This window comes from Methylovorus mays (assembly GCF_020531915.1).
GTDB classification, from domain to species: domain Bacteria; phylum Pseudomonadota; class Gammaproteobacteria; order Burkholderiales; family Methylophilaceae; genus Methylovorus; species Methylovorus mays.
The window spans coordinates 630,996-649,934 of sequence record NZ_JAJAVG010000004.1 but is presented as its reverse complement, the minus strand read 5'-3'; the positions used below and the strand labels follow the sequence as shown (position 1 = coordinate 649,934).

Annotated in this window: 11 protein-coding genes, 2 pseudogenes and 1 riboswitch; of the genes and pseudogenes, 11 read left to right on the top strand and 2 right to left on the bottom strand. The window is 56.3% G+C overall.

Features of this window, described 5'->3' with window-relative positions; translation table 11 throughout:
• Positions 1-229 precede the first annotated feature (229 nt).
• From LG203_RS05310 to LG203_RS05270, 9 genes and pseudogenes are all read left to right on the top strand, one after another.
• Positions 230-2,947, top strand: coding sequence for a type VI secretion system Vgr family protein (locus tag LG203_RS05310; RefSeq protein WP_230344815.1), 2,718 nt, complete (start codon positions 230-232; stop codon positions 2,945-2,947).
• Between the two features lie 50 nt (positions 2,948-2,997).
• Positions 2,998-3,834 carry a DUF4123 domain-containing protein gene (locus tag LG203_RS05305; RefSeq protein ID WP_230344814.1) on the top strand — a complete coding sequence of 279 codons (837 nt, stop codon included), beginning with the start codon at positions 2,998-3,000 and terminating at the stop codon, positions 3,832-3,834.
• Positions 3,835-3,943: 109 nt separating this feature from the next.
• A complete protein-coding gene (locus tag LG203_RS05300) occupies positions 3,944-4,687 on the top strand; it encodes a DUF3304 domain-containing protein (protein ID WP_230344813.1) in 744 nt (247 codons plus the stop codon).
• On the top strand, positions 4,684-6,333 hold the full coding sequence (locus LG203_RS05295; protein ID WP_230344812.1) for a T6SS phospholipase effector Tle1-like catalytic domain-containing protein: 1,650 nt from the start codon (positions 4,684-4,686) through the stop codon (positions 6,331-6,333). Before LG203_RS05300 ends, LG203_RS05295 begins: the two co-directional genes overlap by 4 nt.
• A gap of 201 nt (positions 6,334-6,534) precedes the next feature.
• Positions 6,535-6,791: riboswitch (cobalamin riboswitch) on the top strand.
• Between the two features lie 144 nt (positions 6,792-6,935).
• Positions 6,936-9,749 (top strand): ribonucleoside-diphosphate reductase subunit alpha, encoded by a 2,814-nt coding sequence (locus LG203_RS05290; protein ID WP_230344811.1) that lies wholly within the window; start codon positions 6,936-6,938, stop codon positions 9,747-9,749.
• A 98-nt stretch (positions 9,750-9,847) separates the two neighbouring features.
• Entirely contained in the window at positions 9,848-10,999 is a 1,152-nt protein-coding gene (locus LG203_RS05285) for a ribonucleotide-diphosphate reductase subunit beta (RefSeq protein WP_230344810.1), read from the top strand.
• 135 nt (positions 11,000-11,134) lie between these two features.
• Positions 11,135-11,779 (top strand): annotated as a pseudogene (locus tag LG203_RS05280) (DEAD/DEAH box helicase family protein); the annotation flags it as partial.
• A gap of 5 nt (positions 11,780-11,784) precedes the next feature.
• Positions 11,785-12,906, top strand: coding sequence for an N-6 DNA methylase (locus LG203_RS05275; protein WP_230344809.1), 1,122 nt, complete (start codon positions 11,785-11,787; stop codon positions 12,904-12,906).
• A 2-nt stretch (positions 12,907-12,908) separates the two neighbouring features.
• On the top strand, positions 12,909-15,272 hold the full coding sequence (locus LG203_RS05270; RefSeq protein WP_230344808.1) for a restriction endonuclease subunit S: 2,364 nt from the start codon (positions 12,909-12,911) through the stop codon (positions 15,270-15,272).
• 109 nt (positions 15,273-15,381) lie between these two features.
• Here the strand turns inward: LG203_RS05270 and dcd are convergent.
• Together dcd and LG203_RS05260 are read right to left on the bottom strand one after the other, a co-directional pair.
• Positions 15,382-15,525 (bottom strand): annotated as a pseudogene (gene dcd / locus LG203_RS05265) (dCTP deaminase); the annotation flags it as partial.
• Between the two features lie 80 nt (positions 15,526-15,605).
• Positions 15,606-16,769: a Fic family protein gene (locus tag LG203_RS05260; RefSeq protein WP_230344807.1), complete on the bottom strand. Its 1,164-nt coding sequence runs from the start codon at positions 16,767-16,769 to the stop codon at positions 15,606-15,608.
• 606 nt (positions 16,770-17,375) lie between these two features.
• Here LG203_RS05260 and LG203_RS05255 point away from each other — a divergent pair.
• Both LG203_RS05255 and LG203_RS05250 read left to right on the top strand, forming a co-directional pair.
• Positions 17,376-17,903, top strand: coding sequence for an RNA polymerase sigma factor (locus tag LG203_RS05255; protein ID WP_230344806.1), 528 nt, complete (start codon positions 17,376-17,378; stop codon positions 17,901-17,903).
• A 15-nt stretch (positions 17,904-17,918) separates the two neighbouring features.
• The gene (locus tag LG203_RS05250) at positions 17,919-18,902 is read left to right on the top strand and encodes a FecR family protein (RefSeq protein ID WP_230344805.1); all 984 of its coding nucleotides are present in this window, start codon (positions 17,919-17,921) and stop codon (positions 18,900-18,902) included.
• The last annotated feature ends 37 nt before the right edge of the window (positions 18,903-18,939 follow it).

Genomic DNA, 18,939 nt, shown 5'->3' with positions numbered 1-18,939 from the left:
CGCCTGAGTGGCGAGGCGGACGGGCTGTCCATGGTGACAGAAGCAAGGCGAGGGCCGATTTCTACTGGCAACAGACGATATTATGAGGGCTATTGCCGCATGGGTGAAGCACCTCTCCTTGCTTGTTTGTAAAGCCCGAGTTGCCATGCAGCTTCGCCCTTAAGGGCAATTCCCTGATTTAGCAATCCTGTGCATGATCGAACCCGCCTTTAGCCACGGATTCCCTGTCATGCTTTCCTCGCTGCTCTCCTCCCGTCGCCTGCTTACCCTGCAATGTCCCGCACTCCATCAGATCCTGCCCGATGGGCTGGAGCCTGTCCGTCTTGCCGGGGGAGAGGGCATCAACACCCTGTTTGACTACCAGCTCACCGTGCGTAGCCGTTTGGGGGAAGTCGGCAGTGATCTGGACGTTGGTCCGCTGATGGGTCAAGTATTGACCTGCGGCATCAGCCTCGAAGGCCACGGCCAGTTCCTGCCCGGCGCGCTGGGCGATCTCGGCATGGCGAACCAGGGAGCGGGGATGCGGTATGTCAGTGGACTCATCACCGACATGCGCCATGTGGCCGAAGACAGCCGCCATGCGCTCTATGTCATCACGCTAAGGCCCTGGCTCCACCTCGCCACCCTCACCACCGACTGCAAGGTGTTTCAGGACAAGACCGTGGTCGAGATCACCGAAGCGGTGCTGGCAGACTACCCCTATGCGCTGGAGAAGCGGCTGATCGAGCGCTATCCCGCCCGGGACTACAGCGTGCAATACAACGAATCCGACTTCGCCTTCCTCACCCGCCTGTGGCGGGAATGGGGCATCAGCTTTCATTTCCGCCATGACGACGGGCGCCATACCCTGGTACTGGCCGATCACAATGGCGCCTATACGCCATTCCAGCCCGATGACCCGGCCAGTGGCTATCACACCATTGCCTATTACCCGCCAGACCATAAGACCGATGCAGAGTACCTGCACCACTTCAGCGATGCTGAGCAACTGACCTCGGGTGCCTATGCCAGCCGCGATTACGACTACACCCGTCCCCGGGCCGAGCTTGCCGCACGTAATGCCCAGCCGCGCAACACTGCCCATGCCGAGAGCGAGGTCTACCAATGGCGTACCGACCATGGCAGTGACTACAGCCAGCCCAATGCCGGCATGGACCGCGAAGCCAACCAGACCGAGCCGCAAGGTGAGCTCTTGGCCAGGCTGCGTATGGAAGCCTTGCGTCAGCCCGGTCACCGGGTGGCGGGCGAAGGCCATATCCGTGGCGTCGTGCCTGGCCATACCTTTACCCTCAAAGCGCATCCCAGAGCAAAGGCCAATCAGGAGTACCTGATCCTCAGCACTACTTTGTTGATTGAGAATGTGGGGGAAGAGACGGTTGGAAAGACCGTCGGAAAGACAGGGGGGAATGGAAGCCAGGGCAGTGGCGCTGGGCTCAGCGCCATCAAGTCTGCCATCCTGGATAGAGTGAGTGGCGCGATGACAGGCGAACTCACCGGCACCTGGCGCATGGAGACCCACTTCAGCGGCCAGCCCAGCCGCGAAGTGCTGCGCCCCGATGTCCTGCTGCCGCATGCCCCGGGCCACAAGCCGCGCACCCATGGCCCGGAGACTGCACTCGTCACCGGCCCCACCGGCGACACCGCCGAGAGCAACCTCTACACCGACCAGTACGGCCGCATCAAGGTGCAGTTCCCCTGGGACCGCTATGGGCAGAAGAACCAGCACAGCAGTTGCTGGGTCCGGGTATCGCAAGCCTGGGCAGGCAACCAGCTGGGGGCCATGCACCTGCCACGCATAGGCGAAGAAGTGCTGATTGACTTCCTGGGCGGGGATCCGGATTTACCGGTGTGTACCGGCCGTCTCTACAACCAGCTCAACCTGCCCCCGTGGCAGCTCCCGGCCCAGCAGGCCTTGAGCGGCATCCGCTCCCGCGAGCTCATCCCCGGTGGGGGCAATGGCGCAGCGGGGCGCAGCAATCACCTCATCCTCGATGACACCGATGGCAAGATCCAGCTACAGCTCAAGAGCGACCATGACAGCTCCTCCTTAAGCCTGGGGCATATCACCCGCATCGACGGCCATGCCGGACGGCTAGATTACCGGGGCGAAGGGCTCGAACTCCGTACCGATGGGCATGGGGCGATCCGAGCCAGACAAGGGCTTATCCTCACCACCGAAGCGAGAAGAGAAGCGCAGAACCACCTCACCGACCTCAGCGAGACCACGGCACGCCTCAGCCAGGCACAAGCCCAGCATGCAGACTTGGGCCAACTGGCCAGCCAGCACCAGGCGCAGGACAACGACGATCAGCCTAGGGTGAGCGAACGGCTGCAGGGGCAGAATGACGGTATTACCGGCAATTCAAACAACAGCAGCAATACAAACACCGCCAGCAATTCAACCAACCCCGACACCGCCTTCCCCGAACTGCAGCAACCGCACCTCGTCATGGCAAGCCCCGCTGGCATCGCCAGCACCACCCCCGGCAGCACCCATCAGCACAGCGGCGAAGACCATGCCATTACCACGGGCAGCAATGTCAGTCTGAGTGCCAATCGCAGTTTGATAGGCAGCTTTAAAGAGGCGATCAAATTATTTGTCTACAACGGCGGGTTGCGCCTGATTGCCGCAGGCATGAATATCGAATTCAAAGCCCTGCAACGCAATATCCGGCTTTTCTCCAAACTCAACATCACCTACCACGCCAACCGCATCCACCTCGCCGCCGACAAAGAGATCGTCATCAACGGCGGTGGCAGCAGCACGCACTGGACCGCCGCCAGTATTGAGAGCGCCACCTTGGGCAAATGGTCTGTGTATTCCGCATCGCAAAGCATGCCGCAGGCCAAGAGTATGCCAGTTGAGATACCCGTTCCACCTCAAGCCAATTGCCCTGAGTGCTTGCTGAGAGCACTTACCTCCGGCTCGGCGTTTGCGAGAGTGTGATGAAATACGGTCAAGACGCAACCCAAATCGATTCCATCCAACAATCGCTTTTGCACGCAATCCAAACGCATCCGGGCCTGAACTGGTATCTCTGGTGCGATAGTGCTTTTGATGCTGCCGATGATCTCCAGCCGCCCGCACCATACGGTGGTTTCAATATGTATGACGCGGCTGGTCTTGAGCGCATTCGGCCCTATGCGCCATGGCTAATGCCGTTTTACAGCCCCGGCGAAAACACCCAAGCAGCCATACAACGCATAACGCCGTGGATGGATCATGCAAGCGGCCGCCCCATGCTGAGCTTTATGGCAACGGTGCATCGTGCAGCGGATGTCGCTGCGCATCTGCGGGAGTTCTCGTGGGCTACTGCCGCGAAAGATGAGCGCATGCTATTGCGGCTCGCTGATACACGGAGTGTTGTCACGCTTGCGAACGTGCTACGCCCCGAACAATGGGTGGCGATTACCAGACCGTTGGCACATTGGTTCATCATTTCACGCGAAGGATTGTTGGAGCCACTATCCGTGGGCAGCCATCCAGATGTCGAGAGCCTCGCATCCCCGATACAACTGGATGATGATCAGATAAACGCTATCGCCAGTGCCGCAGAGCCTGATGGCTATTTGCACCACATAGCCACTGAACTTCCTGAGATATTGCCTCCCGGCCAACACGCATCTTCGGTCTACAGCGAGGTGGTGCGTGCAGTCGAGCTTGCCACACGGTATGCGGTCAACCAGCATCCAGACCTGCTAAGCCTCATCAAATTAAGTTTCGCAACACGTGGCGAGGCCCTTAGTGACGAGCGCCTGATCTTTCTGCTTGCCGGGCGAGATTACCAGGCTGGTCAACTGCAGCAAACCCTGCTTCAGAAAGGGCTGCCATGAAATGTCGTCTGAGAACCGCAAGAACGCCATTCGCAGCCAAGCCATGCCCGGCCATGGTTGACGCCTTCGCCTTTCCATTATTCCCCGTTTATGCAAGTGAGTTCATGTCATGAAAAAGCCTCCTCAAAAGCGTGATTGGATCATGATCAGTTTGATGATTCTTGGCGCTGTCATCCTGATGCTCGGACCGGTCGGCCAGTTTTTATGGTTCTTCATACTGCGCCCCCTGTTCTGGGAGGCTGTTTTTGCGCTGCAACGTAACCTCTACTGGATCGTCTTGATTGCGTCCCTCTGTGTTTTCATTTTTTGCCTCTATGACATGAAAATTCGCCGCTTTTTCCCCTGGCACGGGGTGGTGATGGCCCTGTGTCTGGGCGGCGGCACATTTGCCATCATGCATATCCACATCGAAGAGCCCACCTGGGAAGTATCGTATGGCGCGGTTAACCATACCGATAAATCCATCGTCTCCATCATCATTAATGGCGAGGGCGGGATATTACATGTGACACCCCATACCGTTGGAACCCCAGGCATATGTTGCGTTATCGTCCCGCAACGCTGGCGACCGGGGCTAACGGCGACGATTAAGTGGCGTGAGGCAGGTCATTGGGCTACGGATGCCGCGGGAAAGGTAATTTACGAAGATAGCGGATTACCTTTGTTAATTGAAGCCCCATGGAAAACCCGCACCGTACCCATTCCCCAATATATCAGTGAGGGGGCGTTTTACGTCTTTTTCTATCCAAACGACGAGGTGCGGGTAGCCCTCACCAGTACCTCCGAATACCTGGAATGGGAGGAAGAAACACCAGAAGACGCAGCGTATCAGGCGAAGGAGTATGCGCAATGAGTGCACAATCTCCGAACCAATTTCCAACGTCGGGCGAACGCAAGCCGAGCTTTGACGACATGTTGCAACAGGCGGAAGCGCACGCTATTGCTAACCCCAATATCGGCCGCTTGCCCAAGCAATGTGAAAGCCAAGTTTATGTCGGCATCTTTTTCGATGGCACGGGCAACAACATGCATCTGGACTTTGAGGTGCCGCCACCAGAAAAACGCAAGCACACCAATGTTGTAAAACTGTATCAAGCATTTCGCGATGCAAAACCGGAAGGCTACTTCCCGATCTATATTCCAGGCATCGGTACTCCATTCCCTGAAATTGGCGATACGCATAATAAGGATGAATTTATCAACACGGGGGCCATGTTCGGTGACAAGGGCGAACACCGCATTTTGTGGGCGATGATACAACTGCTGAATGCCCCGCAACGCTATGTAAAGAGGGGGAATTTTCCGTTACTTCCCGATGCTGAAGCCAAAGTCTGGTGTGATAAATTGGCACCGATTAGCGTACCCTCGGCCATGCGCGTTGCCCAGTTCAAACGGTGGCAATTCGAGCTCCAGAACACCCTGTATGCCTATAAGCCGAAGATCACCACGCTGAATGTATCAGTATTTGGCTTTAGCCGTGGCGCTGCCGAGGCGCGCGTGTTTGTAAACTGGCTGATGGAGGTGTGTGAACGCACTGCCAACGGCTGGCTGTTCGGCGGCATACAGCTCAATGTGCAGTTCCTGGGGCTGTTTGACACGGTAGCCTCAGTGGGCTTGGCAAATACGATGGGGGATACCACGGCGTCCGGCCATATGAGCTGGGCGGATAACACCTTGCAGATACACCCAGCCGTGAGGCGTTGCGTGCACATGGTGGCAGCGCACGAGGTAAGAGCCTCCTTCCCGCTGGATTCCGCGCGAGTACATGGTCAGTACCCTGGCAACGTACAGGAGATCATGTACCCCGGAGCGCACTCGGATGTGGGCGGTGGCTATGCGCCGGGGGCTATCGGGGTATACCCGCGCATGGGGGATAACCTGAGTGTATTTGCCGGGCAGGACATGTACCATGCAGCGCGGATTGCCGGGGTGCCCATGGTGCTATGGGACAATTTAGACCCCGACATTCGTAAGTCTTTATTACCTTCAAATGAGCTCATCCGCGCCTACAACGGTTATCTGAATGCCTGTGGTGTAAGTGCCGGGCCAGTAGATGAAATGCATCGCCAGCACATGGGGCTGTACCACAGCTACCGTTATAAATGGCGCAATGAGTTCACCACCCGCAAGATGGCGTATCGGCATGCACGCACGGCGGCCGAGCAGCAGAGCTTGCTCAAAGTGCAAAACCGGTTTTTGCAGGCAATGGCCTTTGGTGTGACACCTCCTGACAAGACTGGCATTTCGCCCGTTGCTGCAGCCCAGCTTTTTGAGCGAAAGCACATTGAGCTTGGCCTTCAAATGACAGCTGAGGGCAAGCAGCGTATGGAAGTTGCGCGGTATATTCAGCCTGAACGGGTGACGCCTGAAATCGACTTCTTGTTTGACTGGTTTGTGCACGACTCCATGGCAGGCGCTTTGGGAGATGGGCTGGATGAGTTTAAGTACAACATTATGGGTGCAGCCAGATTCAGGCGGGTTTTCAAGGGAAATGATTGAGCTTTATTGAGATTCGGCAGGTTGAGTGTGTGGTATTTGATGATAAACACAATGCAGAAAAATGCGGCAATGGCCTGCCCGAACCCCACTATAAGTCATGCACCCCGACGGGCTCCAGTCGCATTGCTGCTGACATGCCTATTTATCCCTTAGTCCTCTATATTTTGTATTTCCCTGTTGACGATACCACTCCCTATTGTGTTACATTGCCAGCACTACGGTCCTCAAGGTTTGATTCAAACCGCGAGTTAAAAGGGAATCCGGTGCGTGTGTCTGCAGATGTTATCTCGCCGATATGCAACGCCGGGGCTGCCCCCGCAACTGTAACCAGCCATCGGGCTGACGCCATGTCAGTCTGATAGCGCAAGGCATCTGAAGCCACTGAACCTGCCGGGGTTCGGGAAGGCGCCAAGCGTAAGGCCGGGAGCCAGGAGACCTGCCGTGGATTTTTTCAACACGTTTGAGGCGGGGTGTCCTCGGCAGATGGAAGGTTTGCGCCTTCTCCCTTGCTGGTCCTGGTGGTGGATGTACAGCGGCGATGCAATGTCATTGCGCCTGCGTATGTCGGTTGCCGACTCCCGCTCCTGATAGGAGCCAAGTAGATGGATGATATCAATACCGCGCAGCCGGTTTTAAATGCTGCACTCCCCAGTTTGCAAGTCATACGCCGTGATGGTGCCGCCGTGCTGTTTGCCGCCGACAAGATTTCCATTGCGCTGACCAAGGCGTTTTTGGCGGTGGCGGGCGAGCACTCGACCATTTCCAGCCACATGCGTGCCGAGGTGCAGGCGCTGACCGACACCGTGGTGGCCGCCCTGGTGCGGCGCAAGCCAGCCGGTGGGTCTATTCATATTGAAGACATACAGGATCAGGTGGAGCTGGCGCTGATGCGTTCCGGCGAGCATGACGTGGCGCGCGCCTATGTGCTGTACCGCGAAAAGCGTGCGGCCGAGCGTGCCGCCCAGCAGGCGCCTGCGCCCACCCTGCATGTGCTGCAAGATGGCAAGCGCGTGCCGCTGGACCAGCAGTTGCTGCTGAGCATGGTGACCGAGGCCTGCGTGAATCTGGGTGATGCGGTGCAACCCGCCGTGATTGTGGAGCAGGCCATGCGCGACCTGTACGACGGCATGCCGTTTGATGAAGTGCGCCGCGCGCTGATCCTCTCCGCACGCAGCCTGATCGAGCGCGAGCCTGCTTACAACTACGTCACCGCCCGCTTGCAGCTGGACCTGGTGCGGGCCGAGGTGCTGGGCGAAGCGGTGAGCCATACCGCCATGGCGCAGCGCTATGCCGAGTATTTTCCGCAATACATCAAGACCGGCATTGCCGCCGAATTGCTGGATGAACGCCTGGCGCAGTTTGATCTCAGCCGCCTTGCCAGCGTACTGGTGGCCGACCGCGATCTGCAATTTGGCTACCTGGGCTTGCAGACGCTGTATGACCGCTACTTCTTGCATATTGAAGAGCGCCGCATCGAACTGCCGCAGGTGTTTTTCATGCGCGTAGCCATGGGCCTGGCGATCAACGAGATTGACCGCGAAAGCCGCGCCATCGAGTTTTACCATGTGCTGTCCAGCTTTGATTTCATGAGCTCCACGCCAACCTTGTTTAACAGCGGCACGCGCCATTCGCAGCTGTCGTCGTGCTACCTCACCACCGTCAGCGATGATCTGGATGGCATTTACCAGGCGATCAAGGAAAACGCGCTGCTGCAAAAATTTGCGGGTGGCCTGGGCAATGACTGGACGCCAGTGCGGGCGCTGGGCTCGCGCATCAAGGGCACCAATGGCAAAAGCCAGGGCGTGATTCCTTTCCTGAAAGTGGTCAACGATACCGCCGTGGCGGTGAACCAGGGTGGCAAGCGCAAGGGCGCGGTGTGTGGCTATCTGGAAAGCTGGCATCTGGACCTAGAAGAGTTTCTGGACCTGCGCAAGAACACCGGCGACGACCGCCGCCGCACGCACGACATGAACACCGCCAACTGGATTCCTGACCTCTTCATGCAGCGCGTGCAGGCCAATGCGGATTGGACGCTGTTTTCACCGTCTGATGTGCCGGATCTGCATGATCTGTTCGGCAAGGCTTTCGAGGCTGCCTATACCAATTACGAGCGCCGCGCCGACCATGGCGAGATCAAGCTGTTCAAGCGCGTGCCCGCCGTGCAGTTGTGGCGCAAGATGCTCTCCATGCTGTTTGAAACCGGGCATCCGTGGATCACCTTCAAAGACCCGTGCAATATCCGCTCGCCGCAGCAGCACGTGGGTGTGGTGCACAGCTCCAACCTCTGCACCGAGATCACGCTGAATACCTCCGAAACGGAAATCGCCGTGTGCAACCTGGGCTCGGTGAACCTGATGGCGCACCTGAAGCGCGAGGGCGACAGCTACGTGCTGGACCAGACCAAGCTGGCTGCGACTATCCGCGTGGCGATGCGCATGCTGGATAACGTGGTCGACATCAACTTCTACGCCGTGGGCAAGGCGCGCAATTCCAATTACCGTCACCGTCCGGTGGGCCTTGGCATCATGGGCTTTCAGGATGCACTGCATGCCATGCGCGTGCCGTATGCCTCGCCTGCGGCGGTGGAGTTTGCCGACCACGCCATGGAAGCCGTGTGCTACAACGCCTACCTCGCTTCCAGCTATCTGGCAGAAGAGCGGGGCGCGTATTCGTCCTTCCGTGGCAGCCTGTGGGATCAAGGCATATTGCCGCTGGATACGCTCAATCTGCTATCCGAAGCGCGTGGCGGCCAGGTAGAAGTCGACCGCTCAAGCACGCTGGATTGGGATAGCCTGCGCCAGCGCATACAGCGCGTGGGCATGCGCAACTCCAACTGCGTGGCGATTGCGCCGACGGCGACTATCTCCAATATCGTCGGCGTCTCCGCCAGCATAGAGCCGGAATACCAGAACCTGTATGTGAAATCCAACCTCTCGGGTGAATTCACCGTGGTGAACGAGCAACTGGTGCAAGACCTGAAAGCGCGTGGCCTGTGGGATGAAGTGATGATTGCCGACATCAAGTATTACGATGGCTCGCTGGCCGCCATCGAGCGCGTGCCGGCGGACCTCAAGCAGCTGTACGCCACGGCCTTTGAGGTAGACCCGGTGTGGCTGGTCGAGGCCGCTGCGCGCCGCCAGAAATGGATAGATCAGGCGCAATCGCTCAACCTCTACTTCGCCGCGCCCTCCGGCAAAAAGCTCAATGACGTTTACATGCTGGCCTGGCTGCGTGGCCTTAAAACCACGTATTACCTGCGCTCGCTGGGCGCCACCTCGGCCGAGAAATCGACCGGGCAGGGCGGGGAGCTCAATGCGGTGTCGTCCGGCTTGCCCGTAGCGTCGGCAAGCCCCAGCGCCGAGCCTGAGCCTAAGCAATGCCTGATCGACGACCCGGACTGCGAAGCCTGCCAATAACCCTCTGATTGTCTGCGATCCACCCACGCTGGCTGCACATGATGTGCCTTGCCCTAAAGGTGGATCGCACCTTCACCGCTGAATTTTAAGGAAACACCATGCTGAATTTTGAAGAAGATATTTTGACTGCTCCCGCTGCAGCGCCTGCCGCCACCCCAAGTGCAGCACCCGCCATGCCATCTGTCGCCGCCATCGCTAATGCCCACAGCGCCGCCAACCAGCCCAGCGCCACGGGCCGCGTGCAAGCGGTGGATAAGCGCGTGATCAACGGCCAAACCGACGTCAACCAGCTCGTGCCATTCAAATACCACTGGGCATGGGATAAATACCTGGCAGGCTGTGCCAACCACTGGATGCCGCAAGAAATCTCCATGAGCCGCGACATTGCCCAGTGGAAAGACAGCAGCGCGCTCACCGAAGACGAACGCCTGATCGTCAAACGCAACCTCGGCTTTTTCACCACCGCCGATTCGCTGGCCGCCAACAACATCGTGCTCGGCACCTATCGCCACATCACCGCGCCCGAGTGCCGCCAATACCTGCTGCGTCAGGCCTTTGAAGAAGCCATCCACACCCACGCCTACCAATACATCGTCGAAAGCCTGGGCCTGGACGAAAGCGAAATCTTCAACGCCTATCAAGAAGTCTCCAGCATCCGCGATAAAGACGACTTCCTCATCCCCTTCATCAACACGCTGACCGACCCCGAATTCAAAACCGGCACCACGCAAGCCGACCAGCAGCTGCTGCGCTCGCTCATCGTCTTCGCCTGCATTATGGAAGGCCTGTTTTTCTACGTCGGCTTTGTGCAGATACTCGCCCTGGGCCGCCAGAACAAAATGCAAGGCGCCGCCGAGCAATACCAATACATCCTGCGCGATGAATCCATGCACTGCAATTTCGGCATCGACCTCATCAACACCCTCAAGCTCGAAAACCCGCACCTGTGGACCCCCGAATTCCGCGAAGAAATCAAACGCCTGATGCAACAAGCCGTCGAGCTGGAATACCGCTACGCCGAAGACACCATGCCCCGCGGCGTGCTCGGCCTCAACGCCGCCATGTTCAAGGAATACCTCCGCTTCATCGCCAACCGCCGCATGCAGCAAATCGGCATCGACGCCCTATACCCCGGCGCCAGCAACCCCTTCCCCTGGATGAGCGAAATGATGGATTTGAAGAAAGAGAAAAACTTCTTTGAGACCAGAGTGACGGAATACCAGACGGGTGGGGCGTTGAGTTGGGATTAGGTGAGGGCAATTGACCTCATCAGGGCTATCCTTCAGCGGGAGTATTAGCTCTTCAAATGAGGTCCATGCATAGAGTACAATCGGCCAAGCAACCCGTTCCGCACTAATTATAAGAGTTCTCGAACTAAGGCCGCGATGGACCCAAAGGAAAAAAAAGAACTAAGCGAGTCAGATATCAAGGCGAAGTTCATCACCCCAGCCATTATCAAAAGTGGCTGGGATGAGATGACGCAGATTCGCCGTGAAGTCACCCTGACACCTGGGCCGGTGGTTGTAAGGGGGAATTTATCTTCCAGGAACAAGAAGAAAAAGAAATTCGCCGATTACGTCCTGCAAAAAGAGAAGGGCGTACCCGTTGCCGTCATCGAAGCAAAAGATAACAACCACACTATTAGCCATGGTCTGCAGCAAGCATTGGGTTACGCGGAGCTGCTTGATGTGCCATGTGCTTTCAGCTCGAATGGTGACGGGTTTGCCAGCCATAACAAGGCCGCACTCGTTGGTGAAGACACCGAGACCGAGTTCGCGCTGACGGCTTTCCCCTCGCCAGATGAGCTGTGGGAACGATACAAGCGCTCTAGAGGCATTACCGATCAGGAAGAAGCGCTAGTCATCGAACCTTACTACGATGACGGTAGTGGCAAAGAGCCTCGCTATTACCAGGCTGAAGCTATTAACCGTGTCATTGAAAAAGTGGCACAAGGTGAAAAGCGCCTTTTGCTGGTCATGGCGACCGGCACGGGCAAAACATACACCACCTTCCAGATCATCTATCGGCTACCCTCATGCGGCAGGTCATTAACAAAATCTGCGAGATCAACTTCAACAATACGCAAGACCGCCACACCTTTGGCAGCATCTACGAGCAAATCCTCAAAGACCTGCAAAGCGCGGGTAATGCAGGCGAGTTCTACACGCCCCGCGCAGTCACCAAATTTATTGTCGACCGTATCGACCCTCAGCTCGCTGAAAGCGTACTTGACCCCGCCTGCGGCACTGGCGGCTTCCTTGCCTGCACCATCGACCATAAGCGCGATAAATACGTGAAGAACGCGGCCGACGAAGCCCTGCTTGTCGCTAGCATTCAAGGTGTAGAAAAGAAAGCGCTGCCGCACATGTTGTGCACTACCAACATGATCCTGCATGGCATCGATACGCCCACTCAGATTGAGCACGACAACATGCTCAGCCGCCGTGCCTACAAGGACTACGGCGAGGCCGATCGCGTCAACGTCATCATCACCAACCCGCCCTTCGGCGGCATGGAAGAAGACGGAGTCGAAAACCAGTTCCCCGCAACCCTGCGTACCCGCGAAACGGCCGATCTTTTCATGGCACTTGTCGTCAAGCTTCTGAAAGTGCATGGCCGTGCCGCCGTCGTGCTGCCAGATGGCTTCCTCTTCGGCGAAGGCATGAAGACCCGCCTTAAGCAGATGCTGCTGGAGCAGTGCCATCTCCACACCATCATAAGGCTGCCGAATGGCGTCTTTAACCCCTACACCAGCATTAAGACCAACATCCTATTCTTTACCAAGAAGCCCGAGGCTGAATGGCCCGCGACCAAAGAGGTATGGTTCTACGACCACCCTTATCCCGAGGGCGTTACCAGCTACAACAAGACCCGCCCGATGCAGTTCGAAGAGTTCGCGACCGAATGCGCCTGGTGGGGCGATGAAGCCGATGGCTTCAGGGCCCGCAAGGAAACGCCGCAGGCCTGGAAAGTCAGCCTCGAAGACATCGCTGCGCGTCACTACAACCTCGATATCAAGAACCCCCACGTCGGCGAACAGATCAGCCATGACCCCGCCGAACTGCTTGCGCAATACCAGGCCCAACAGCAAGACATCCAGACCCTTCGCGACCAGCTCAAGGGAATTTTGTCCGCAGCGCTCACCGGGGCGAACTGAGCATGGCTGCTGAGCAACTCATCACCCGGCACCTCGACTTGTGGACCACTGCCATCAAGCGGCGATCCACCGCAGGCCGGGGCTCGTCCAGCAAGATAGAGCTCTATGGCATCAAGAAGCTGCGCGAGCTAATTCTGGAACTGGCTGTGCGCGGCCTGCTGGTGCCGCAAGACCCCAACGACGAATCCGCAAGCGAACTACTCAAGAAGATCGCTTCCGAGAAGGCGAAACTGGTCAAGGAAGGGAAGATCAAGAAAGAAAAACCCCAGCCTGCCATCAGCGCAGAGGAACAACCATTTGAATTACCAAAAGGATGGGCGTGGTCTCGTCTGGCTGACTTGGCACAGTCCCAAGCAGGATTCGCCTTCAAGGCGAATTTTTTCAATGAAACAGGTGATGGACTTCCACTCATCAGGATTCGGGACGTCGGGCAACCATTTTCAGGGACCTATTACAGTGGAGATTACAGAGAAGAATTCTTGGTCGAGGAAGGCGACTACCTTATCAGCATGGACGGCAACTTCCGTGTTGCCCGTTGGACAGGGAAGACCGCTCTGTTGAATCAACGGGTCAGCAGGCTGATTTTTTACGAAGCGAATGCTGCCAAACGGTTTGTCGCAGACTCATTGCAACTTCGGCTACTTGAACTCCAGGGCATCAAGGCATACACAACCGTAGACCACCTCTCTGGAGGCCAAATCGCTGAATCGGTAATTGCTGTACCTCCACTAGCGGAACAACACCGCATCGTCGCCAAAGTCGACGAACTGATGGCGCTGTGCGACCAGCTGGAGCAACAAACCGACGCCAGCCTCAGCGCCCATCAGACGCTGGTGGAAACCTTGCTGAACGCACTGACCAGCGCTGCTGACCACGCCCAGTTCGCCAGCAGCTGGCAGCGCATCGGCGAGCACTTCGACTCCCTCTTCACCACCGAAGAGAGCATAGCCCAGCTCAAGCAAACTATCCTGCAACTCGCCGTGAGGGGCAAGCTCGTCTCACAGGACCCCAAGGACGAACCCGCCAGCGAACTCCTCAAGAAGATCGCCGCCGAGAAGGCGAAGCTGGTGAAGGAAGGGAAGATCAAGAAGGAAAAGCCACTTCCGCCAGTTGGCGACGAGAAGAAGCCGTTTGAGTTGCCGAAAGGATGGGCATGGGCAAGATTCCCGGAGCTTGGCGAATTCGGTAGAGGTAAGTCGAAGCATCGGCCAAGAAACGACCCTAAGCTTTTTGATCTTGGCATCTATCCTCTAGTGCAGACTGGTGAGGTGGCTAGAGCAAACGGAGTTATCAATGAGTATCACTCGAAGTACAGCGACTTAGGCCTGTTGCAAAGCAAGATGTGGCCAGCAGGAACACTGTGCATCACGATAGCGGCAAATATTGCAGACTCTGCATTGCTGGGTTTTGATGCTTGTTTTCCGGATAGTGTTGTTGGATTTGTTCCGCTTAAACCATTAGATGACGCAAGATATTTACTGACGTTCATGAAGACAGCTCGCGCAGAACTTTTAAAGTTTGCCCCGGCAACCGCACAAAAGAATATCAATCTTGAAATTCTTGAATCAGTGCTGATACCTATTCCACCAAGAAAAGAGATCGTACGAATCTCCTGTAAAGTGTTCGAGCTGATAGCGCTCTGCGACCAGCTGAAAGCCCGCTTGAGCGCAGCGGAGAAACTCCGCCTTAAGCTGGCCGATTCGATTACCGAGGCTGCGCTGAAACCGAGCACAGGAAAAATCATTCCATTTCCGGACGCCGCCGCCCGCGAAGCGCGTCGTCATGCCATCGGTTGCCATACAGTTGCGACATTAAATAGCCATCGTAGCTTCGGCCGCACCAAGCTGATGAAAGTGATCTATCTGAGCGATACGCATATTGGAGCGGACATTGCTACAGTGCCCGAGCGAGCCGCTGCTGGTCCGTTTGATATATGGATATACCACTTTGAAGAGCTTGCCGAGGCAGAGGCCTGGTTCTCACATGAGGAGGCGCAGGGCGAGCGCGGGAAGGTGCGCTATCTACCGAAAGCAGGCCTCGCTGCGAAAGCCGCTAAGGTGCATGAACTGCTCGATGCAAGCCAAGTGGCGGAGCTTGACCGTTTGCTCAAGCTTTTCGCTGACCTCAGTACCGAAGAGACCGAAATCATCGCTACTCTTTTCGCTGCCTGGAACGACTTCCTGATTGACGGCCACACGCCTGATGATGCTGAAGTTATTCGCGAGGTGCGCGAAAACTGGACACCCGAGAAACAGCGCTTCAAGCCGGAGCAACTGCAGACCTGGCTGGACTGGATGCGGAAGAACAAACTTGTTCCTCATGGTCGCGGTCCACGCACAGTTCAACAGACGAAATTGTTCCACTGATATCGTCAGTTATTATCGCGATGACCGCATTGCAATAAAAAACGGGAGCTTGAGGCTCCCGTTTTTCATATCAAGTCCGGTAGATGTTGCTATGCCGGGGATATTCCCATCAAATCTTCGGCAGTGTGACGCCTACCTGGCCTTGATACTTTCCACCACGATCCTTGTACGAGGTCTCGCAGATTTCATCGGATTCAAAGAACAGCACCTGGGCGCAGCCTTCGCCAGCGTAAATCTTGGCGGGCAGCGGGGTGATGCTGCGCAGTTTGGAATAGCTGCCAATCATCTTATTCCCGGATTGTCAGGTTTTGGTGCTGCTTGCATATTGGCGGCTTATTCATTACTGGTTGGCTGATTAAGCAGGTCAATCACATCCCTCGCCACAAATACTCGGTTGCGAGCTGATTGTGGTTCACTGAGTATGCCTTGGTTCACCAGATCGCGTATTGCATTGTTTGCCGCGACAAATGAGACTTCAAGCAGCTCGCTGGCCCGGTTTACCGTCATCACCGGGTAGCCAATCAACAGATTCGCCAGTTTTCTGGAGGATGAGTCGCGCCTAGTGTGGGAGAGCTTTTGCTCCCATGCGTTGCGCATAGCCAGCAAGGCGTTTGCGATCTGAATCGATTCATTGCAGCTAACAACGACGGCTTGTGACAGAAATGAAACCCACTCTGTCCATTTCCCCTGGAGTTGAACATTCAGCAAGCTGTCGTAGTACAAACGCTGGTTGGATTTCAGGAATCCGGCCAGATAAACAGGGGGGTATCCTTCCGCCGCCAGCATCAAGGGCATCAGCAACCTGCCAACACGACCGTTGCCATCACGGAAAGGGTGGATGGTTTCGAACTGGGCGTGGGCCATTGCCATGCGTGCCACGATAGACAGGAAGGCATTGCCTTCCGGCTGATAATTCAAGTGTCGTTCAAGATCGGCTAAAAGCTCTGCCATGTAGGCCGGTGGGGGCGGAACAAATCTCGCGTCGTAAATGCGTAGCCCGCCGATCCAGTTTTGCGTCTGACGGAATTCTCCAGGTACATCACGATAATCCGTGCCTTGCATGAGTTCGCGATGCAGTGTCTGGATCATGCTTGTGTTCAGCGCCGCAGCACCGTGCTTTCTGACTTCGGCAAGTCCCGTATCGAGCGCCTTCACATAATTAAGCGTGATCGTCACATCTGCTGGCAGCCCTTCGGCATCGCCAGTTGACTCAAACTCCATCACATCGCCAATCTCGGATTGCGTGCCTTCTATGTTGCTGCTCTGAACTGCTTCGCGACGTGACAACGTTCTCGTGATCAGATCAGGGTTGGGCAGGTGCGCAGCGACAGACTGCGCTTTGGATAGCGCCTCGTGCGCGGCCATGGTGTCACGCTCAACGCCGCGCATGGATATTTCCTGTGGAATCGGCGGCGGAATCAGGGCCAGCGCACCTGGGTGTGCCTCCACCGGGACAAGTCTTTTTTGTCTGTCTGGTGATAGGTCTTGTCTGTTCATTGAACGATGATCCTTTAATTAGCTGTTTTTATATTAAAGCATAACATAATAAAGTTTAATAGCATGGAGCGTTATTAAAGGTTATGCGTATGTGAAAGCGCATCAATAAGGCTTGGCGGAGTTCTGTAAGTCGTTGTGGGGTTTGCGAATTCGTACCTGACCTAGGTCAGGTGAGGTTTGCTTTGTACGGTCTATAGGCACCAGTAAATCCTCTGATGATGTTATCCAGCATCTCCCGCTCAATTTCGCCAGTCTGGCCGGGGGCAATCTCGAAATTGTCACGCTTTGGGAGATGCCCACAAGGCGGGAGGCGGGGTAGTGTTTACATCCGACATTCACGACCGTTTGGCTGTTCATTTAACCAGCATGTCGGTTGTTTACAGCCAATGTGGTGGCTGTAAATAACCAGTCTTGAAAGGTGTAAAAAGTCCAGCGCTAGTCTTTGTATTTAAAAATCAATCGCTTGGTTTGTTTTTTGGTGGGGGTATGGAAATTGCTGAATCAAGCATAACCCCATTCTTTGTAGCCATGCGTCATGACACATTTTCAAGCTCCATCCGCACCCCTCCGATCCGCGCTTGCTTGCAGACAGGAAGGGGGCCGCTAATGTGGTACGGTCTTGATCTGGGGTGGGCTTATCGCGATTTGCTGGCGAGCATTTTTCGCCAGACCCGGTGCCAGCATACGGCTTATGATCTTTTGCATGATGCAATGATCCGTTTTGCGCTGGCGCGCCATCGCGACTCGGTGGATGAGCCGCATGCCTATATGCGCAAGATCGTCAGCAATATCATTTCGGATCATTTCAATGCCAGCGCCCGGCTGGTGTCATTGTCCGATGATTTTTTTGAGCGGCAGGAGGCGGGGCATGGCGATGCGGATGCCGCTATGCTGCAAAATTTTGCGGTGTCGCCGGAGTATCTGGCGGATTTGCAACAGCGCATTGCGGCGATTGAGACGATTATCAGCGGTTTGCCTGCGCGTTGTCGCGAGGTGTTCTGGTTGTTCCGCATTGAGGGTTTGCGGCAGCGTGATATTGCAACGCGGCTGGGTATCAGCCTCAATATGGTCGAGCGTCATGTGATTCGCGCGCTGGTGGATCTGAGTGTTGCGCGTGATCTGCTGAACGATTAAGCGCTGCCTGTCACCATGACGTATCGCATTCGCACCGAGGCTGCCCGCTGGTTTACCCGCATGAAAGATGCGGAGGTGGACGACCCTGATCGTGCCCGGTTTGAGGCATGGCTTTTGTCCAGCCAGGCGCATGCGGATGCTTATCTTGCCATTGCCGATACCTGGCAGGACTTTGATACCCCGCATAAAGTCAAGGCGCTGGCCGATGCCGTCGAGCGCAAGAAAACCCAGGAGCTGCAGAATAGCGGGCGCCGCACGCAATTGGTGGGGCGGGTTGCAGCGGCCATCGCCACCCTGGCGATCAGTTGTGTACTTTATTTTGGGGTGCGCGACTGGTATGAGCAGCCGGTGGAGCAACTGGTGCGTACCACGGCCATTGGCCAAATCATGACGCAAAAAACCACCGATGGCAGCGAGATCGTATTGAATGCGGATACCTCGCTCGACATTACGTACTATCGTGATCGCCGGCTTGTCCGGCTGGATCGCGGGCATGCGATTTTCACGGTGTCGCGGGATGAAAAACGCCCCTTTGTGGTGGACTCGGGCATTGCCCGCATCACCGTGCTGGGTACGCGCTTCTCTGTGAATCGCATCCAGGGCAAAGTCATCGTCAGTGTCGATCATGGTCGGGTCAAGGTGGAGGAGCTGAACCCTGGCACGGACATGGCGCTTGATGCGGTCATACTGGTCAATGGTGAGGTGGCACAAGTTCAGACAGAGCAAAAACCGCAGCGTCTGGCGGTGAATGCCATGGATGCATTTGCCTTTACGCGCGGCCAGCTCGTGTTTGAAAAAGCCTCGCTCGATGAAATTGCAGAAACCTTTACCCGGTATCGCCGAACGCCCGTGCATGTGGCGCATGGCGCCGGGGCATCCCCCAAAATCACGGCGGTGGTCAAAATCAATGACATCGAGTCCTTTTTGAACGCCATGCCGAAAATAGCCCCTGTCACGGTCAAGCATCTTGCTGGTGAAACCGTGCTGGGCGCGAAATAAAAACCGCCCCCTACATCAGGGTTTTTGCATGTCACCG

Excerpts from the sequence above, each read along its gene's own strand:
- LG203_RS05255 (WP_230344806.1), top strand. The coding sequence starts at position 17,376 with ATGTGGTACGGTCTTGATCTGGGGTGGGCTTATCGCGATTTGCTGGCG.
- LG203_RS05250 (WP_230344805.1), top strand. The coding sequence starts at position 17,919 with ATGACGTATCGCATTCGCACCGAGGCTGCCCGCTGGTTTACCCGCATG.
- LG203_RS05310 (WP_230344815.1), top strand. The coding sequence starts at position 230 with ATGCTTTCCTCGCTGCTCTCCTCCCGTCGCCTGCTTACCCTGCAATGT.
- LG203_RS05300 (WP_230344813.1), top strand. The coding sequence starts at position 3,944 with ATGAAAAAGCCTCCTCAAAAGCGTGATTGGATCATGATCAGTTTGATG.
- LG203_RS05295 (WP_230344812.1), top strand. The coding sequence starts at position 4,684 with ATGAGTGCACAATCTCCGAACCAATTTCCAACGTCGGGCGAACGCAAG.
- LG203_RS05290 (WP_230344811.1), top strand. The coding sequence starts at position 6,936 with ATGGATGATATCAATACCGCGCAGCCGGTTTTAAATGCTGCACTCCCC.
- LG203_RS05285 (WP_230344810.1), top strand. The coding sequence starts at position 9,848 with ATGCTGAATTTTGAAGAAGATATTTTGACTGCTCCCGCTGCAGCGCCT.
- LG203_RS05260 (WP_230344807.1), bottom strand. The coding sequence starts at position 16,769 with ATGAACAGACAAGACCTATCACCAGACAGACAAAAAAGACTTGTCCCG.
- LG203_RS05275 (WP_230344809.1), top strand. The coding sequence starts at position 11,785 with ATGCGGCAGGTCATTAACAAAATCTGCGAGATCAACTTCAACAATACG.
- LG203_RS05270 (WP_230344808.1), top strand. The coding sequence starts at position 12,909 with ATGGCTGCTGAGCAACTCATCACCCGGCACCTCGACTTGTGGACCACT.